This window comes from Shimazuella soli, assembly GCF_022511585.1.
GTDB classification, from domain to species: domain Bacteria; phylum Bacillota; class Bacilli; order Thermoactinomycetales; family Thermoactinomycetaceae; genus Shimazuella; species Shimazuella soli.
The window spans coordinates 131,514-147,278 of record NZ_JAKWBN010000001.1; the positions used below are offsets into that span (position 1 = coordinate 131,514).

The 15,765-nt window shown below is 40.4% G+C and carries 20 protein-coding genes; 11 read left to right on the forward strand and 9 right to left on the reverse strand.

Annotation, left to right across the window (positions count from 1 at the left end; genetic code table 11):
* Positions 1-132: 132 nt before the first annotated feature.
* Positions 133-1,353 carry a DNA polymerase IV gene (locus MK805_RS00740; RefSeq protein WP_240873273.1) on the reverse strand — a complete coding sequence of 407 codons (1,221 nt, stop codon included), beginning with the start codon at positions 1,351-1,353 and terminating at the stop codon, positions 133-135.
* A 210-nt stretch (positions 1,354-1,563) separates the two neighbouring features.
* Between MK805_RS00740 and MK805_RS00745 the strand changes: the two genes are divergently transcribed.
* The 3 genes from MK805_RS00745 (at position 1,564) to MK805_RS00755 (ending at position 3,969) form a co-directional block, all read left to right on the forward strand.
* Positions 1,564-1,986, forward strand: a complete 423-nt coding sequence (locus tag MK805_RS00745) for a cell wall hydrolase (protein ID WP_240873274.1) — start codon at positions 1,564-1,566, stop codon at positions 1,984-1,986.
* A 24-nt stretch (positions 1,987-2,010) separates the two neighbouring features.
* On the forward strand, positions 2,011-2,319 hold the full coding sequence (locus tag MK805_RS00750) for a spore coat protein GerQ (RefSeq protein ID WP_240873275.1): 309 nt from the start codon (positions 2,011-2,013) through the stop codon (positions 2,317-2,319).
* 177 nt (positions 2,320-2,496) lie between these two features.
* Positions 2,497-3,969, forward strand: coding sequence for an MATE family efflux transporter (locus MK805_RS00755; protein ID WP_240873276.1), 1,473 nt, complete (start codon positions 2,497-2,499; stop codon positions 3,967-3,969).
* A 42-nt stretch (positions 3,970-4,011) separates the two neighbouring features.
* On the opposite strand, the gene MK805_RS00760 is transcribed toward MK805_RS00755, so the two are convergent.
* From MK805_RS00760 to MK805_RS00770, 3 genes are all read right to left on the reverse strand, one after another.
* A complete protein-coding gene (locus MK805_RS00760) occupies positions 4,012-5,124 on the reverse strand; it encodes a TolB-like translocation protein (RefSeq protein ID WP_240873277.1) in 1,113 nt (370 codons plus the stop codon).
* Positions 5,125-5,212: 88 nt separating this feature from the next.
* Entirely contained in the window at positions 5,213-6,676 is a 1,464-nt protein-coding gene (locus MK805_RS00765; RefSeq protein WP_240873278.1) for a sensor histidine kinase, read from the reverse strand.
* Positions 6,673-7,377, reverse strand: coding sequence for a response regulator transcription factor (locus MK805_RS00770; RefSeq protein ID WP_240873279.1), 705 nt, complete (start codon positions 7,375-7,377; stop codon positions 6,673-6,675). Before MK805_RS00770 ends, MK805_RS00765 begins: the two co-directional genes overlap by 4 nt.
* Before the next feature lie 145 nt (positions 7,378-7,522).
* On the opposite strand from MK805_RS00770, the gene MK805_RS00775 reads away from it, so the two are divergent.
* Positions 7,523-7,942, forward strand: coding sequence for an endonuclease domain-containing protein (locus MK805_RS00775; RefSeq protein ID WP_240873280.1), 420 nt, complete (start codon positions 7,523-7,525; stop codon positions 7,940-7,942).
* Positions 7,943-7,992: 50 nt separating this feature from the next.
* A complete protein-coding gene (locus tag MK805_RS00780) occupies positions 7,993-8,298 on the forward strand; it encodes a hypothetical protein (RefSeq protein WP_240873281.1) in 306 nt (101 codons plus the stop codon).
* Positions 8,299-8,429: 131 nt separating this feature from the next.
* On the opposite strand, the gene bacA is transcribed toward MK805_RS00780, so the two are convergent.
* Both bacA and MK805_RS00790 read right to left on the reverse strand, forming a co-directional pair.
* Positions 8,430-9,266, reverse strand: a complete 837-nt coding sequence (bacA, locus tag MK805_RS00785) for an undecaprenyl-diphosphate phosphatase (RefSeq protein ID WP_240873282.1) — start codon at positions 9,264-9,266, stop codon at positions 8,430-8,432.
* 200 nt (positions 9,267-9,466) lie between these two features.
* Positions 9,467-9,607 (reverse strand): hypothetical protein, encoded by a 141-nt coding sequence (locus tag MK805_RS00790; RefSeq protein WP_240873283.1) that lies wholly within the window; start codon positions 9,605-9,607, stop codon positions 9,467-9,469.
* A gap of 306 nt (positions 9,608-9,913) precedes the next feature.
* On the opposite strand from MK805_RS00790, the gene MK805_RS00795 reads away from it, so the two are divergent.
* From MK805_RS00795 to MK805_RS00805, 3 genes are all read left to right on the forward strand, one after another.
* Entirely contained in the window at positions 9,914-10,498 is a 585-nt protein-coding gene (locus tag MK805_RS00795) for a biotin transporter BioY (protein ID WP_240873284.1), read from the forward strand.
* 63 nt (positions 10,499-10,561) lie between these two features.
* On the forward strand, positions 10,562-10,858 hold the full coding sequence (locus tag MK805_RS00800; RefSeq protein ID WP_240873285.1) for a hypothetical protein: 297 nt from the start codon (positions 10,562-10,564) through the stop codon (positions 10,856-10,858).
* A 249-nt stretch (positions 10,859-11,107) separates the two neighbouring features.
* The gene (locus MK805_RS00805) at positions 11,108-11,671 is read left to right on the forward strand and encodes a biotin transporter BioY (protein WP_240873286.1); all 564 of its coding nucleotides are present in this window, start codon (positions 11,108-11,110) and stop codon (positions 11,669-11,671) included.
* Positions 11,672-11,722: 51 nt separating this feature from the next.
* Here the strand turns inward: MK805_RS00805 and leuD are convergent, their stop codons facing one another.
* Both leuD and leuC read right to left on the reverse strand, forming a co-directional pair.
* Positions 11,723-12,319: a 3-isopropylmalate dehydratase small subunit gene (leuD, locus tag MK805_RS00810; protein ID WP_240873287.1), complete on the reverse strand. Its 597-nt coding sequence runs from the start codon at positions 12,317-12,319 to the stop codon at positions 11,723-11,725.
* Complete coding sequence (leuC, locus tag MK805_RS00815) at positions 12,303-13,745, reverse strand: 3-isopropylmalate dehydratase large subunit (RefSeq protein WP_240873288.1); 1,443 nt, start codon at positions 13,743-13,745, stop codon at positions 12,303-12,305. The genes leuD and leuC overlap by 17 nt, the downstream gene beginning before the upstream one ends.
* 149 nt (positions 13,746-13,894) lie before the next feature.
* Between leuC and MK805_RS00820 the strand changes: the two genes are divergently transcribed.
* From MK805_RS00820 to MK805_RS00830, 3 genes are all read left to right on the forward strand, one after another.
* Positions 13,895-14,296 (forward strand): GtrA family protein, encoded by a 402-nt coding sequence (locus tag MK805_RS00820; RefSeq protein WP_240873289.1) that lies wholly within the window; start codon positions 13,895-13,897, stop codon positions 14,294-14,296.
* Positions 14,297-14,391: 95 nt separating this feature from the next.
* On the forward strand, positions 14,392-14,568 hold the full coding sequence (locus MK805_RS00825; protein ID WP_240873290.1) for a hypothetical protein: 177 nt from the start codon (positions 14,392-14,394) through the stop codon (positions 14,566-14,568).
* Between the two features lie 137 nt (positions 14,569-14,705).
* Entirely contained in the window at positions 14,706-14,870 is a 165-nt protein-coding gene (locus MK805_RS00830; RefSeq protein WP_240873291.1) for a hypothetical protein, read from the forward strand.
* A gap of 27 nt (positions 14,871-14,897) precedes the next feature.
* Here the strand turns inward: MK805_RS00830 and MK805_RS00835 are convergent, their stop codons facing one another.
* The gene (locus MK805_RS00835; protein WP_240873292.1) at positions 14,898-15,749 is read right to left on the reverse strand and encodes a helix-turn-helix transcriptional regulator; all 852 of its coding nucleotides are present in this window, start codon (positions 15,747-15,749) and stop codon (positions 14,898-14,900) included.
* Positions 15,750-15,765 lie beyond the last annotated feature (16 nt).

A 15,765-nucleotide genomic window follows, 5' to 3' on the forward strand; every position in this document is an offset into this window, starting at 1 on the left:
TAATCAATATAGTTATTATTTACACAAAGTAAAAAAAGAGGGAACTTTCCCCTCCTTAACTACTATGAATCCTATTTTATTTCTCAGTATAGATAATTCCTTCCCACAGGAGATTTTTTCGATCTAGTTCGCTCATCGATAATGACCTCCGATTTTCTTCGCTCGTTCTATTGCAAGACCTGCAGAAGTGAGAGAAGCAGCATGAAGAATAGCTGTACTGCCATAACGTTGTTTGATTTCATCGACTACCTGTCCAAGTGCTCGCTGTTTACTGCGGTCTGTAAATAGATCGAGCTGCATGGGGGAATCGGCAGACAATCCACCGAGACTAATACCTAAAGATCGAATAGGAGCTCCATCCCAATATTGATGGAAAAGCTGTTTGGCTGCCTGAAAAATTGGCATTGTTTCATTTTGAGCATATCCTAAGTTTTGTTGCCTGGAAAATCCAGTAGGGCAGTCAAAATCAGCACCTCTACAACCCACATGAAGTGTCACTCCAGCTAAATGATGCCGCCGAACCCGCCGACACACTTCTTCACACAGTTCCAAGAGGATTACTTCGATTTCTTCTGCTGTACGATAATCACGTGGCAAAGTCATATGATGTCCAATCGCTTTTTGTTTTTGAAAAGAAAGTCGAGTCACAGGAGATAAATCGATTCCATTGGCGGTCATCCACAACACATGCCCATTTATTCCCCAATGCTTTTGCAATTTTGCTAGTGGATATTGTGCCAGTTCACCAATGGTAGTGATGCCAATTCGTTGAAGATTTTTAGTCATTCTTCTGCCTACACCAAAACAATCGCCTATTGGCAGCGGCCATAGTTTTTCTTTTATATTGGTTTCATCAAGACGAAAAATGCCTCGTTTTTGTTTTTTAGCAAAATTATCACAAGCCATTTTGCTCAAAACTTTGTTAGGTCCAATGCCTACTCTAGCGTAAACTCCTGCTTCTTCTAAAATTGCCTGTTGGATTTTTCTGCTGATGGTGTCACAGTCGCCGAATAATCGCTCACTGCCGGTGACATCAAGAAATTGTTCATCAATGGAGTAGGGCTCTACCAAATCTGTAAAGCGTTCTAAGATCTCCGTGATCTGTAACGATATTTTAAGATATAGGTCCATCCGCGGGCGTACTACTACTACTTCTGGACATGCTTGCATCGCTTCCCATAGTGTTTCTGCGTTTTTGATTCCATAGGATTTAGCTATGGGACAAGCCGCAAGGATAACACCACTTCTCCGATTTGGATCACCAGAAACGACAACAGGACGGTGTTTTAGTTCTGGGTTGCGAGCTTTTTCTACACTCGCATAGAAGGATTGGATATCAACAAGTAATATCATTTTACGAACACTTCTTCCGGGAACGTATGATTGATATCTATTATATGCAAATAGGAGTTCGCTTAGTAGGCTACAAATGTTTCCAGTCAAAGGGATTTTTGTGTATTCTGTCTTTGACTATGGAAATGATGCAAAGATAACTATTAATAAATGGAAATAGGGATAAAAAAATGTCACCCTGCATAAGTTTTGCTAAGAGGTGATGACATCGTGGCCGTGATAAGGTATAAGCCAGGAGAGGTACAGCTACTGGCTCGATTGATGCGGGCAGAAGCAGAAGAAGATGGAAATACAGGTATGCTGCTTGTCGGTAATGTGGGAGTAAATCGGGTCAAAGTCAGATGTTTGGACTTTAAAAACATCGATACCATTACCAAAATGGTGTACCAGAGACCTGGCGGGTTTGAATCGACATTAAAAGGATATTTTTATCAGCGAGCCAGAGACCGCGATGTTCGTTTAGCACAACGGGTCATTGATGGAACACGAATTGATCCAGCGTCAAATGCCCTTTGGTTTTTTAAACCACCTGGAAATTGTCCAGCTAAGTGGTTTGGTCAAGCAAATAGTGGAAGATACAAAGCTCATTGTTTTTTCATTCCTACACCAGCAGAATGTCCAGATGTTTATTAAAAGTGGAAAGCGGGAGGTTATGTGATGTATTGGTATGATCCATATGGTGCATATTTGGCTAATCAGCCGCAAGAACCAAGTGTAGCGCAACGAACAGAAAGGAAATACTCAGAAGATTTGCTGGCTAAAAATGTAGGGAAGGATATTACGGTCTATTTGACGTATGAAAAAAATACAGAACGGAACAATCGGGTGGTGTATGGCGTTTTGCGTCAAGTTGGACGTGATTTTATTTTGGTAACAGATCAGGCGACAGGAAAAGATAATTTGTTGCTCAATATCAATATCGATTATGTCGAATTTAATAATCGAGCAAATTTAGCTGGTAAATAAAATAAAATTCACAAATGATCTTGTAAAAAAAGCATATTAAAGGTAAGATGGACTGATGGGAAAAGGGCCGTTATGGCTCCTTTTTTTGAGCAGAGAAGAGGGAGTATCCTATCGTATCTGGATACTTCAAACTTTACTTTACAAAAATTTTATAAGGTTTCAAAGGGTGTGATAATAATGGAAGAAAATACGAAATCCAGTGCTTCTGTAGGAGTCATAGAGGCACCTGCTCCAAACGCGGAGCCAATAGAAGTAGAAAACTCTACAGAAACCAAACAAAATATTCACCCTGACTTATTAGATCCTAAAAAATCAATGTGGAAGCCCATCATCGTTTTTCTTATACCGTTAATGCTTAGCAATATACTTCAATCGCTAGGTGGGGTTGTAAGTTCGATGATCATAGGTCAGGGTTTGGGAGAGACGTCCTTGGCTGCGGTCAGTACGATCTTTCCTGTAAGCTTCTTCCTTATTTCCTTAGTGATTGGTCTAGGTTCAGGCAGTCTAGTGTTAATTGGACAGGCGTATGGAGGTGGAAAATCAAAAGAACTGACAAAAACAGTAGATACCACGATTAAGTTCTCATTTTTACTAGGGATTGTGATGGCATTTATTGGAGTCGTTTTTATTGATGGTATTCTGCAAATTATCGGGGCTGCTCCAAGCATTCAGCCAGAAGCCTCTGAGTTTGGCAAGATTATATTTGCGAGTCTCCCTCTCATATTTGTCTACGTAAGTTATACCACCATTTTACGAGGAACAGGAGATGCCAAAACACCTTTTGTCTTTTTGCTGATAAGTACGATATTAAATATTGTTTTGACTCCTATCCTTACTTTTGGCTGGATTGGACTGCCTCGGATGGGTCTTACAGGAGCAGCAATTGCCAATGTTTTAGCAACTTTTCTCTCTTTTGTAGCACTTCTTTTCTATTTAAAATGGAAAAAACATGTGTTAGCACTAGATCGGGATTTTTTCCGAAATTGGAAACTAGATATCACCATTTTAAAGCTGTTAATCAAAATTGGTATCCCATCCAGTGTACAGATGATCGCTATCTCTTTATCGGAAGTAGCTGTAGTATTTTTAGTTAATCAGCATGGAGAACAGGCAACAGCAGCTTATGGAGCAGTGATCCAAGTACTGAACTTCGTTCAGATGCCGATGCTAAGTTTAGGAATGGCAGCAGGGGTGTTTTCAGCTCAGTTTGTAGGTGCAGGGGCAAGCCATCGTTTGCAGTCTTTGCTGCGTCATTCGCTTGGACTCAATTATCTGATCGGAATTGTTTTAATCGGGCTTATTTATTTGTTTAGTAACCCCATTCTGAGTTGGTTTCTAAATGATCCATCTACAATTGAAATGGCAAATGATGTGCTGTTCGCAGTGTTATGGGCGATGATGATCATAGGAAATGCGATGATTTTGTCGAGTATCATGCGGGGAACAGGAAACGTGGTCGTACCGACGATTATTGTCATTGGTTGTATCTGGCTGATCATGGTACCCATAGCGGCAGCCTTATCAGGTCCATTGGGGCTTTTAGGTATCTGGCTCTCGTATCCGATCTCAGATACAATCATGCTTATTGTGCTATATGTGTATTACCGGTATGTTTGGAAACAAAAACAGCATGGAAGTTTATTTGCATAAAAAAGGGCCTTTCTATGAGGCCCTTTTTGTGTGTTATGTGTTTCAAGTATGTTGCCCCAATGTGATGATATACAAAACAGAAGTGCCGTAATCAGGGCCTTTGACAGGATCAGAATAACCATTGATGAGCAGTTTATTTCCACTCGGACTCCATTTTATTGGATCATAATCTGCAAATAGTCCAAGAATGTTGACAGCTACTAATTTAGGTTGAGGTTTGATTACATCAGAGATATACAGTTCAGTGGATGCATTTTGTCCGTCAGCGTAAGCCAATTTTTTTGAATCAGGGGACCAACCCACTCCTTCTATATCTGACCCCTCATCTACTACAGATTGTATTTTCCCAGATAAATCCATCACAACGAGGTTTTCCTTTGTCTTTGTATTATCCTTTCCTTCGTATGTTTCGTTTGGATCAACTGGAATGATTTTTTCTACTGCGATTTTGGTTTTATCAGGAGAAATGGTGAAATTATCTACAGGATTCATAAGCATTTTGGTTTTATTCGTTTTTTGATTCCAAACAAATAATTTTTCTTGATCTAGGTAGAAAAATTGATCTTTCACCTGCTGTATCTCGAACTTTTGTTCAAAGTCTTCGAGATATGTTATCGAATGCTTTATTTTTTCTATTTTTCCGCTTATATTTACTTTGTATATTTTTCCGTATTTATCTGTGAAAACTAAGTTTTCGTTGTCAGACCAACTACAGTCTGAAACAAAATTACCGTTTGTAGCAAATGGTACGGGAATTAATCTTTTTGTATCTACATTCATCATATAATGGAAGATATTTATGGCGTCATCACTGTTATTTACTTCTACAAATGCATGTTTCTTATCCGGAGAAAGTGTTATTTTCGAATATTTATAGTTGAATTTGTAAATCGGTTCTGTTTGTTTGGTCTTTAAATCATAACGATTTAAATCGTTATTCCCATTGGTAAAAACCTTATCATTATTCAGCCATTTAATCGCACTTACATCTTTGTACTTGTCTATTTTTTGCATCATCACTTGGTTGTAGGAGACGTCGTTATTGTCCTTTACCGTAATTTTTTCCGATGAGGCATCCGTACTGCATCCCACAGCTGTCAAAGTGAGGGAAACTGCCAACACAAATCCAATCCATTTGCCGCTTTTTCTTTTCATTCTTTTTCTTCTCCTTCATATCTTGTTAGGGCAATTTTATCGAGTGTATTTTTCCGAAAAATATAGGATTTGTTTCGGATATGTAAAATCATTTTCCATCATACAAAGGAAAGGTGAGACAAACTTCCGTCCCATGTCCATGTTCACTGTGAAAAACAATGGTACCTTGCTGCCTTTCTACTAATTGTTTGACCAATGCTAGTCCTAGCCCTGTCCCTCCGGATGATTTGGCTCGATCTTTGTTTACGGTATAAAAAGGTTCAAATATTTTGTCGATCGCCTCAAGAGGAATGCCAATCCCTGTATCTTGCAGTTTGATGTTCAAGGTATTTTCTTTTACTTCACTAGTAAGGAGAATACTTCCGCCTTGGACATTGTATTTGATGGCGTTATCCAATAAATTGATAAAAATCAGATAAAAACTTTCCTTGTCCATCCAGACAGATGCTTGCCTAAGGTCGCACTTTAGGTCAACATCAAACTTTTGCGCTTTTCCGCGCATTCGCTCACATAATTCTGCTAAAATCTCACTTGATTCTATTTTTTCTTGTTGAATTTCAAAGTCATATTTTTCTACAGAAGCTAAATGCAAAACTTTTTCAACTAGATGGTACAAACGCTCTGCTTCTTTTTTGATGTTTTCTCGTGCATCATCTACTAGTGTTGGATCATCTCGATACATCTCCAGTAAATCCATATAAGCTAAAATGACGGATAGAGGAGTTTTAAATTCATGGGTAATATTCCCAATGAATACTTTTTGTTGTTTCTCTAATTGCTTTAGTTTTTTTACTGCCATATTTAATTTTGCTTGTTCTTGCTTCATGGTAATAATATTTTGTTCGATTTGTTGACTCATCGAATAAACTCCTTGGCTCAGCTTACCGAGTTCATCTGATCGTTTTAGAGGAGGATGGGTGATGTATTTGCCTTGCTCGATCTGTTCGGTGGCTTCTTTTAGACGTAAAATTCCATTGGTAATGGGATAAAAGTAAAAGTAAGAAATCAAAAAACTCAGGATGATAACAACAATGCCAAACTGAAGAAACAGGTTTAAAATGGTATGGTAAAAGTAATTACTTTCTTGCAGCGAATAAACAAATCCAACAGCACCTAGTAAGCCGTTCTTTAAGGGAGCAACATAATAAAACATATCTCCTGCTGTTTTGTATGCTATTTTATTTTGTAATCCAAACTGGACTAATTTTGGATCAAAACTGCCAAAACCGGAACTGCCGATTTTTTCACCTTTGTCATTGTACAAAAAGATATGCATTCCCGTTATGGTGCCTAAGCGCATGGCAATCTGTGGACCCAATCTTTGATAAATTGGCTCTTCTTCATACCAGTCAACTTGACCGTTCGATTCCGCTAGAATGGTTTGCTCTACATACACACTGGCGATATTGCTTTGTTCCCGCAAATATGTTTCTTGCCTTTTTTCTTGGTCATTTTTGATTCCTCTTAATATAAGAAAGCCTAGAAATGAGACTGTAGCGATTAATAGAACAGCTAAAAAAATCCCTGATTTTATTTTCAAGCTGTTTCTCATGATCGATTATCACCCGATATATTCGTACACTTATACCCTACACCATGCACCGTTTTTAATAAGTGATCATAAGGGCTTCCCAATTTTTGACGAAGGCGGCGAATATGAATATCTACGGTACGTGTCCCGCCTAAATACTCCATTCCCCATACCAAATTTAGTAACTCTTCTCTTGTAAAAACTCGTTCGAGATGAGAGATTAATAAAAATAATAGATCAAATTCCTTTAAAGTAAGCGGGATAGATGCTCCATTGACAACAACTTTTCGACCTCTTTGGTTAATCAACAGGTCATGGAGGGTATATTCTTCGCTCTCATTGGCAGGTTTTTGATGCTTTGCTAAGCGACGGAACAGCGATTTGACTCTGACTAGTACCTCTCTGATATCAAAAGGTTTGGTGATGTAGTCATCTGCTCCTAATTCCATACCGAGGACCTTATCGACAATATCGTTTTTCGCCGTGAGTAAAATCACACCAATATGCTGTTCGGACTCTATTTTACGGCATATATCATAACCGCTCATTTTTGGCATCATGACATCCAAGATGGCAACTTGAGGTTGAAACTGCTTCATTTTTTGCAATGCCTCTTCACCATCTTGTGCCAATTCAACCACATATCCTTCTCTGCGAAGTGCATAAGAAAGTATATCTCTCATACTTTTTTCATCATCAGCAACTAAAACTTTATTTTCCAAGGAAGAATTTCCCCTTTTCTCGAATGATATGTACTATTGTCGCAAAAAAATAATTCAATGGAAATGGAAAAAATCAATATTTTCCAAAGTTAAGTTGGATTAAAATAAGAAAAAAGATAGAAATCACAACTGGGAGTGTAAAAATTTGCCAACGACATTCATTCAGTGGATTCGTTTTCGGGATGATATAGGGAGTATAGGTCTGTTTTTTTATCAGTGGTTAAAGACGGGGAAATTGCCAGATATTCATTATATCCGTACAAGAAAAAGTCCGATTGAAAGAAAATTATATGTTGCCCTTACAAGAGCAGGTTATCGTGTGAAAGCTCAGTATGTTATGGGGCCATATCGTTGTGATTTAGCCATAACCAAATATAAGCTAGTCATCGAGTGCGATGGTGCGGCATATCACAGTTCGAAAAAGCAAAAAGCCCGCGATCGAAAAAAAACTTACTATATTCGCAAAAAACACAAATGGAAACTGCTAAGGTTTAAAGGTTCACAGATCAACAGCGATATAGCAAAGTGTGTAGAGAAAATTCATCTCACTACAGGGATGAAATGAGCTCCAAGTCCCATAAGGGCGCAAAAATTTAAAGATTTGAGGGATTATAAATGGATAAGAAACAATTGAGTTTTGGAAAGTCTTTACCTATTTCTGAAGGGAAAGATCAGCTAGATCCAATAATCGAGGAGCAACAAGCATTACAGAAGGATATCCAGTCTACTGAAGATTTGGGGAAACTAGAAAGAGATGTGCTCGAAATTAAGCAAAGATTGCAGAAGATGGAACAGAACAGACGGCTTATGCTAAAGAATCAAGAAGAATCGAAACAGCGTCAACAAGCAATACTGGAAAGTCAGAAGAAACCGAAGTCGTTTTTAGCAAAAATGAAAAGCATATTTGCTTTTAAAAAGTAAAATGGAAGATAGAAATCGAGAACTTATATTCTTCGATGAAATATATTGCTTGTTATGCGATTGGTAAAAAACCTTATAACAATGAAAATGGTAGAAAAATACCCCTCTTTTAAAAAGACGGGGTATTTTTTCTATACATATAGAACAAGCGCAAAAATAATGGCGACTACAAAACGATAATAAGCAAATGGTGTTAATTTGAATTTAGAGATGAGATTTAAGAAGAAGCGAATCGCTAGTAGAGCAAAGCCAAAAGCACTTAAAAATCCAACGATAAACAGGGGAAGATCGCTGGCATGAAGAGCACCCATGTTGTCCAGCAAATCTTTGCCTGTTGCTGCTACCATCATCGGAATAGCGAGGATGAAAGTATATTCGGAAGCAGCTTTGTGATTCATCCCAGCCAGTAATCCACCAGATATCGTGGAACCAGATCGTGAAAACCCAGGCCAGAGTGCTAAGCATTGAAACAGTCCAACAGTAAAGGCTTGTTTATACGTGATGTAATCTACATGTGTTGTGGTAGGACGGGCTTTACGAAAAGCTTCTGCTACGATCATCAATATTCCGCCCGCTACAAGTCCAACAATAACGGTAGCGGTTGAAAAGAGGTTCTCCTTGATAAAATGAGAAAAAAGTGCACCTAATATACTAGCAGGAATCATTCCTACTAAAATGTGTAACAGATTGAGATGGGGTTCCCGGTCTCTTTTTACCCCATGCCATTGATCTCGAATTAATTCCCATTGCTTTGGCAAATTTAAAATTTGTAAAATTCGTTTTCTGAACACGACAACAACTGCTAAAATAGAACCGAGTTGGATGACAACTTCAAATGTAGAAGCGATTTGACCTTTAAAACCGAGTAAATCACCAACTAAAATCATATGTCCAGTTGATGATACAGGGGCAAACTCCGTCAGGCCTTCCACCATCCCGAGTATAAACCCACAAAAAATTTCCCACATCTTTTGTGTATCTCCCTTCTGACTTATCCAATCTTACAATAGAAAACTAGACAAGGAAAGGAACTAAACCTATCCAAAAATGTGAATTTTTTTTATCCATCTTAGTAGGTTTCAAGAAAATAGTACCGCTTCCTTTTAAAAAGGCAACAGCTCATATAATTTTTCTGTGTCTACCGTAGGTGAATTGTTTTCAAATTGGATCATTTCCATATTCTCCCATAAACATCGCTTCTGCTCAATGCTTTGTACATACATATTCCAGTTGGCAAATTTCCATCTGTCTCTCTCTCCAGTTCACGTTCGTTATCCTCAATTGTTACAGGTGCAGTTGTCCAATCCACAGGGTCTTTTGAATACGTATTTCTTATCGGTGCAGTCTTGTTAATCGTTTCCGCTATTAGCTATGGTATTTTCTTGAAAAAACCAATCTCATCGTAATTTGCTATTTTTATTATCCAATAGAACCTACGTCATCGATAGGTTCTAATTTTTTGTGTCTTGATACATTCATTTCGCAAAACGGGAGGGCTGCTAAATTAATAAACCGCTCTATAAAAATTGTAAACATATAAAATGAAATAAGTTGACAATAAAAGTTTTAAAAATTATCCTAATAAAGAACGCTAATAAGAAAGGAATTATGTTACATGTCATCTTCTTCTATTTTAATTCGAAATATGGTGCTAGCTGCTTTATTTGCAGCACTGATAGCCATAAGCGGCCAGATTGCCATCCCGATTGGACCTGTTCCGATCACTTTACAAACGATGATGGTCTTACTTGCTGGCAGTATTTTAGGTTCCCGCTGGGGGGCAATTAGTGTACTTGTTTGGATTTTACTAGCGGCAGTAGGTGCACCTGTCCTCAGTGGGGGAACAGGAGGGATAGGAGTCCTGCTTGGTGCAACAGGAGGTTATATTTTTGGATTTCTTCTCGCAGCGTTTCTCGTGGGCTGGGTAATTGAAAGATTAGGCAGGAATAAACAAGTCGCATGGTGGCAGCTTCTCTTAGTATTTTTGTTCGTGGGAGATTTAGTGACCCATGTGATAGGTTTCTCTTGGTTCCTCTATGTATCTCATTTTTCTTTTAGTATGGATATTTTTAATAAAGTGTTTGTCGTATTTTTGCCAGGGGATATTGCAAAAGCGATATTGGCGACAATTTTGACCGTTGCTCTTTATCGGGCAATTCCTTCTTTTTCCCCACAAGAGAGAATGGGAAGATCTAAATGATGTGTTGATCTAATAGAAAAAGAATATTAAGATAAAAGTAACATCCATCTACAGGAGGTTCCTGTGACTGCTGCTATCGCTTCCGACTACACCGAACTCGCCGATGGTGTGTGGTTCATCTACGGGACCGCGCTGTCCTTCTCTATCCAAGATGGTGAGGGGACGCCTGTTCGCACGATGGTCGAGGTCACCGAAGAGGTGGACTCCCATGGGCAGGTCTACTACAAGGGCGAGGACGGGTTGGAGTACGTCGTCGACTACCAGAACGGCACCGTGATCGGCTACCTCCTCGACGAGAAGGGGCAGCGGAAGACCGGCGTCGTCTCGAACGGAGAGGTCTTCGCAGTCTCCGCGAAGTGATCACAGAGCCCACAGGACTACTCCTGTAGAGGTGCTCCGTGTGGAGCACTCCCTGGACAACTGTTTCCAAGAAGCGGCTGTTCGGGCTCGATTATAATCTATTGTTCACATAAAGAAAACGTATGGAGAAGGAGTCCATACGTTTTTTGCTACTTTCCTTTCTATTTCGCGCTAGAAAAACCATCGTTTGACATTATATTTCCTAAAAATTATCATAATATTGACTATAAACAGAAAGGAATTATGCTTGTGTCATTACCTTTTATTCGAAATTTTTTATTCTCCCTTGTATTTACTGTGCTTTTGATCGTCTTTGGATTTATTGTGATTCCCATCAGCGGGACTGCTTATTTCATCTTTCAAAGCATGATTGTGATGCTGGCTGGCGGGCTCTTAGGTGCCAGATGGGGAGCGTTCAGTGTGCTGATATGGATTTTATTAGCTGTCAGTGGACTGCCTGTACTAAGTGGTGGAATAGGTGGTTTAGTCATTCTTCAAAGCCCTGCTGGGGGATACATTTTAGGTTATTTGGTGTCGGCTTTTCTTATTGGCGGTATGGTTCGAATAGCAGGTAATCGTGTGTCATGGCTATCACTATTTTTTATCTACGCAATCGGTGGGATTGGGGTTATCAATATTGTAAGTATTTGTTGGTTTTGGTTCGTCATGCATGTGTCGATTGATCTGAAAACTTTTTTGCAGTCTTTTGTTTCCTTTTTACCATATGAGCTGGTAAAGGTAGTTTTGGCTGTTGTTCTTACACTGGTGATATACAAAGCGTTGCCAGCATTGTCCCCTAAAGGCCGAAGTTAAGACGATTTCCATGAAAAAAACGTATGGGGAGAAACCCATACGTTTTTTGTATTAATAGCTCACTAATTTTGTTTTTTCATATGCTGCGATTTTATCTTCATGCTGTAAGGTTAATCCAATAAAATCCAACCCATTCACGAGGCAGTGCTGGCGATAGGGATCAAGTTCAAAGGAATATTCCAAACCAAAATCATCACGGATCACCAGGTTTTCTACATCGACGGTCAATTGATAACCTTCGTGCTGGGCTGTCCGCTCAAATAGTTCTTGTACTTGTTCTTCGGAAAGAACCAAAGGCAAGAGACCATTTTGGAAACAGTTGTTATAAAAGATATCTGCAAAGGATGGAGCGATGATAACCCGGAAGCCGAAGTCAGTCAAAGACCATGGTGCATGTTCACGAGAAGAACCACAGCCAAAGTTTTCTCTGGCTAGGAGTATAGAGGTTCCTTTATATGCAGGCTGATTGAGCACGAAGGCAGGATTGGGCTGACCTGCTTCATCAAAACGCCATTCATAAAAGAGAAACTGACCAAAACCAGAGCGTTCAATGCGTTTTAAAAATTGTTTTGGGATAATCGCATCTGTGTCCACATGTGCACGATCAAGTGGGGCGACGATACCTTTATGTTTACGAAGGGATTCCATGTTTTTTCTCCTTTCTGTTGAATTTCCAATCACGAATATCTACAAAATGACCTTTAATAGCGGCTGCTGCGGCCATGACTGGGCTGACCAAGTGTGTTCTGCCGCCTCTGCCTTGCCGGCCTTCGAAGTTACGATTGGAAGTAGAAGCACATCGTTCGCCGGGTTGAATGATATCTGGATTCATGCCAAGACACATGCTGCAACCTGCTTCACGCCATTCAAATCCTGCATCTAAGAAGATTTGATGCAAGCCTTCTTCTTCTGCTTGTTCTTTCACTTGCTGTGAACCAGGTACAACCATCGCTTGGACGGTAGCAGCTACTTGGTAACCAGCGACTACTTCTGCTGCTGCACGCAAGTCTTCGATGCGGGAGTTGGTACAGGAACCGATGAAGACTCGATCGATTGCAATTTCTGACATCGGTGTACCAGCAGTTAGTCCCATGTATTGCAACGCTAATTCAGCTGCTTTTTGCTCTGTGCTCGAGGCAAAAGAAGCAGGATCAGGTACGGATTGAGTGATGTCGGCTCCCATTCCTGGGCTTGTTCCCCATGTTACTTGAGGAGCGATTTCAGTGACATCTATTTCGACACGAGCATCATAAGTAGCTCCTTCATCGGTCACTAACTCTTTCCAAGCAGCAACTGCTTTTTCCCATGCTTCGCCTTTTGGTGCATGTTTCCGTCCTCTTAAGTAAGAAAAAGTAGTCTCATCCGGTGCGATCATGCCTGCACGAGCTCCAGCTTCGATGGACATATTGCAAATTGTCATCCGTTCTTCCATCGACATGTTGCGGATTGCTTCTCCGGTATACTCCACTACATATCCTGTTGCACCAGCGGTTCCAATCTGATTGATCAGATGCAGGACAACATCTTTTGCTGTGACTCCATAAGGCAGTTTCCCTTTGAAGTGGATTTCCATCGTCTTTGGCTTAGCTTGAGGCAAACACTGTGTAGCCATCACATGCTCTACTTCACTTGTTCCGATTCCAAAAGCTAATGCACCGAAGGCTCCATGGGTAGAAGTGTGACTATCTCCACAAACGATTGTTTTACCTGGAAGGGTAAGTCCAAGCTCTGGTCCGATCACGTGGACGATCCCTTGATTTCTGCTGTCCAAGTCGTATAGAGTTATTTTATGATTTTGACAATTTTCTCTCAGCGTTTCAATCTGTTGACGTGAGATCGGATCAGCGATCGGCAAGGAACGATCTGTCGTAGGAATATTGTGGTCGACTGTGGCTACAGTCAAGTCTGGTCTGCGAATGGAACGCCCAGCTAAACGCAATCCTTCAAATGCTTGTGGGGATGTGACTTCGTGAATCAGATGCAAATCTATGTAGAGGAGAGATGGTTTCCCGCTTTCTTGATAGACAACATGTGAATCCCAAATCTTATCAAACATTGTACGTTTGGATGTCATTCTTTTTCTCTCCCATCTCTATAAATAATTGATAAAGATTATATAATTTCTAAAGAAGGACTTCAAGGAGAAAATGAAAAAAATAACCATCCTTCTATATTTTTGCGATATAATACAGCATGAAAAATGCTGGTAAGGAGTTGCAATACATGAATTTAGAAAAGTATTACCCGCTCATGCGTTTCTGTATCGTCGGGGTTATCAATACAGGCACTTACTATGGCTTATATCTCTTATTTTTGCATATCTTTGGCTGGGTTTACCTCGTATCGCATATCAGTGCTTTTGTGCTCAGTATGATTGGCTCTTTCTTTATGAATACGTATTTCACTTATAAAACAAAACCCAGTCTCAAGAAATTTTTCCAATTTCCTCTTACCTATGCAGTAAATGTCACCGTGACGACAAGCAGCGTTTATTTATTAGTGGATCAGTTAGGAATGGATAAAAATATCGCACCACTTGTAGCATCGTTGATTGCCATTCCTTTTACATTTATCGTCTCGAAGAAAATCTTGGTCAACAAACCAAAGCCTAGCAGTTCTTCGTAGGACGTTTGCAGGATTCGGATTTGTCTAGCAATTAGTAGAAATCTTATGATAAAATAAATGCAACGTCCGTAAGTAACGACGACGAAGGGAAAGTCATGAAGAAAGGTAAGAGTGCAGGTAAGGTGGGCGGTGGTGCGCTCGCAGCACTGGTTCTCGCCGCGCTTTCGATCTGGGGCGCCGTGGTGAGCGCCAATCCGGAGCAGCTGCGGTCGGTGCGTAACCGCGCCGCTGGGCTGCGTACCAAGGGCAGCAAGCTGCTGAACCGCCGCTGACCTACCCGCTGCCCGAACTTTCTCTCACCCCTCTGAGGCGATGTCTCAGGGGGGTGCTGCTTTTTCTCAAAGAAATGAACCATAAAGGGAAAATTATGATAACATAGACTTACGTCCAAGCGACGAAGGAGGAAGTTGTGAAGAAGGGTTTCATAGTCGGTTTTCTCTCGGGTGCGGTTCTGACCGCCCTCGTCATTCGTGTGGCGGAGGCCGCTGTCAGGCTGCATGAGGAGGAGCATGAGAACACCATGCGTGCTCAAACTCCGGTCCCGCCGGGGAAGATCGTGCTCAGAAACATATGACACATCCAACTTTCCCACCCCCCATGGCTAAGGTCTGGGGGGTGCTGCTTTGTTTTGCTCATATTTTGCCAAATTTCCTTCCTTTGCTACAGGCGTATATACACAACAGTGGACATTTTCTTCTCCGTTGATCTGAAAGAAAGATACAATCCGATATTCCACGATATTTTCCCCATCGCGACTGCGGATTTTCAAATGTACCTCTGATTTTTGTTTGATCGGATGGTCTTCCCACCAAGCCGCAAACTCCGGCGATTTTTCCAATAATTCTTTTGCAAACGATTGAAACCATGGATCATCTTCGTTTTGATCATAATAACTGCGAAAGACTCCAACTGTATACTGGGCAAATTCTTCCCAGTTGACAATCTGTTTTCGCACTTGTTCATTCATAAAAATGAGCCATGTCATGTTGCGGTGTTTTTCATTTTGACTTGTAAAATCTACTGGAAAGATCAAAGCGTATAAGTCATTCCATGCGATGATATCCGTCCGGAATCCAACGATAAAAGTAGGATAGGGGATACTGTCGACTACTAGTTGCAACTCCTGATTGATCACGTGTTCCAATGGCTGGGAAGGTGCAAAGACCGGATATCCTCCAAGCCGAAATATATGGCGTTGTTCTTCCTCATTTAGTTGAAGTGTTTTCGCAATGCTCGCTAATACTTCTCGTGAGACATTCACATCTCTTCCTTGTTCCAGCCATGTGTACCAAGTGTTGCTCACTCCCGATAAATAAGCGACTTCTTCACGACGTAACCCCGGTGTTCGCCGTTTCCTGCTCCCGATGGATACTTGGAGACCTTCAGGAGATACATTGGCACGTCTTGATTTCAAAAATTCTCCTAGTACTTTGATGTTTTTGTTTTCTTGCATTCCGATCTCTCCTAAA

Excerpts from the sequence above, each read along its gene's own strand:
- MK805_RS00740 (WP_240873273.1), bottom strand. The coding sequence starts at position 1,353 with ATGATATTACTTGTTGATATCCAATCCTTCTATGCGAGTGTAGAAAAA.
- MK805_RS00750 (WP_240873275.1), top strand. The coding sequence starts at position 2,011 with ATGTATTGGTATGATCCATATGGTGCATATTTGGCTAATCAGCCGCAA.
- MK805_RS00755 (WP_240873276.1), top strand. The coding sequence starts at position 2,497 with ATGGAAGAAAATACGAAATCCAGTGCTTCTGTAGGAGTCATAGAGGCA.
- MK805_RS00760 (WP_240873277.1), bottom strand. The coding sequence starts at position 5,124 with ATGAAAAGAAAAAGCGGCAAATGGATTGGATTTGTGTTGGCAGTTTCC.
- MK805_RS00765 (WP_240873278.1), bottom strand. The coding sequence starts at position 6,676 with ATGAGAAACAGCTTGAAAATAAAATCAGGGATTTTTTTAGCTGTTCTA.
- MK805_RS00780 (WP_240873281.1), top strand. The coding sequence starts at position 7,993 with ATGGATAAGAAACAATTGAGTTTTGGAAAGTCTTTACCTATTTCTGAA.
- bacA (WP_240873282.1), bottom strand. The coding sequence starts at position 9,266 with ATGTGGGAAATTTTTTGTGGGTTTATACTCGGGATGGTGGAAGGCCTG.
- MK805_RS00795 (WP_240873284.1), top strand. The coding sequence starts at position 9,914 with ATGTCATCTTCTTCTATTTTAATTCGAAATATGGTGCTAGCTGCTTTA.
- leuD (WP_240873287.1), bottom strand. The coding sequence starts at position 12,319 with ATGGAATCCCTTCGTAAACATAAAGGTATCGTCGCCCCACTTGATCGT.
- leuC (WP_240873288.1), bottom strand. The coding sequence starts at position 13,745 with ATGACATCCAAACGTACAATGTTTGATAAGATTTGGGATTCACATGTT.
- MK805_RS00820 (WP_240873289.1), top strand. The coding sequence starts at position 13,895 with ATGAATTTAGAAAAGTATTACCCGCTCATGCGTTTCTGTATCGTCGGG.
- MK805_RS00825 (WP_240873290.1), top strand. The coding sequence starts at position 14,392 with ATGAAGAAAGGTAAGAGTGCAGGTAAGGTGGGCGGTGGTGCGCTCGCA.
- MK805_RS00835 (WP_240873292.1), bottom strand. The coding sequence starts at position 15,749 with ATGCAAGAAAACAAAAACATCAAAGTACTAGGAGAATTTTTGAAATCA.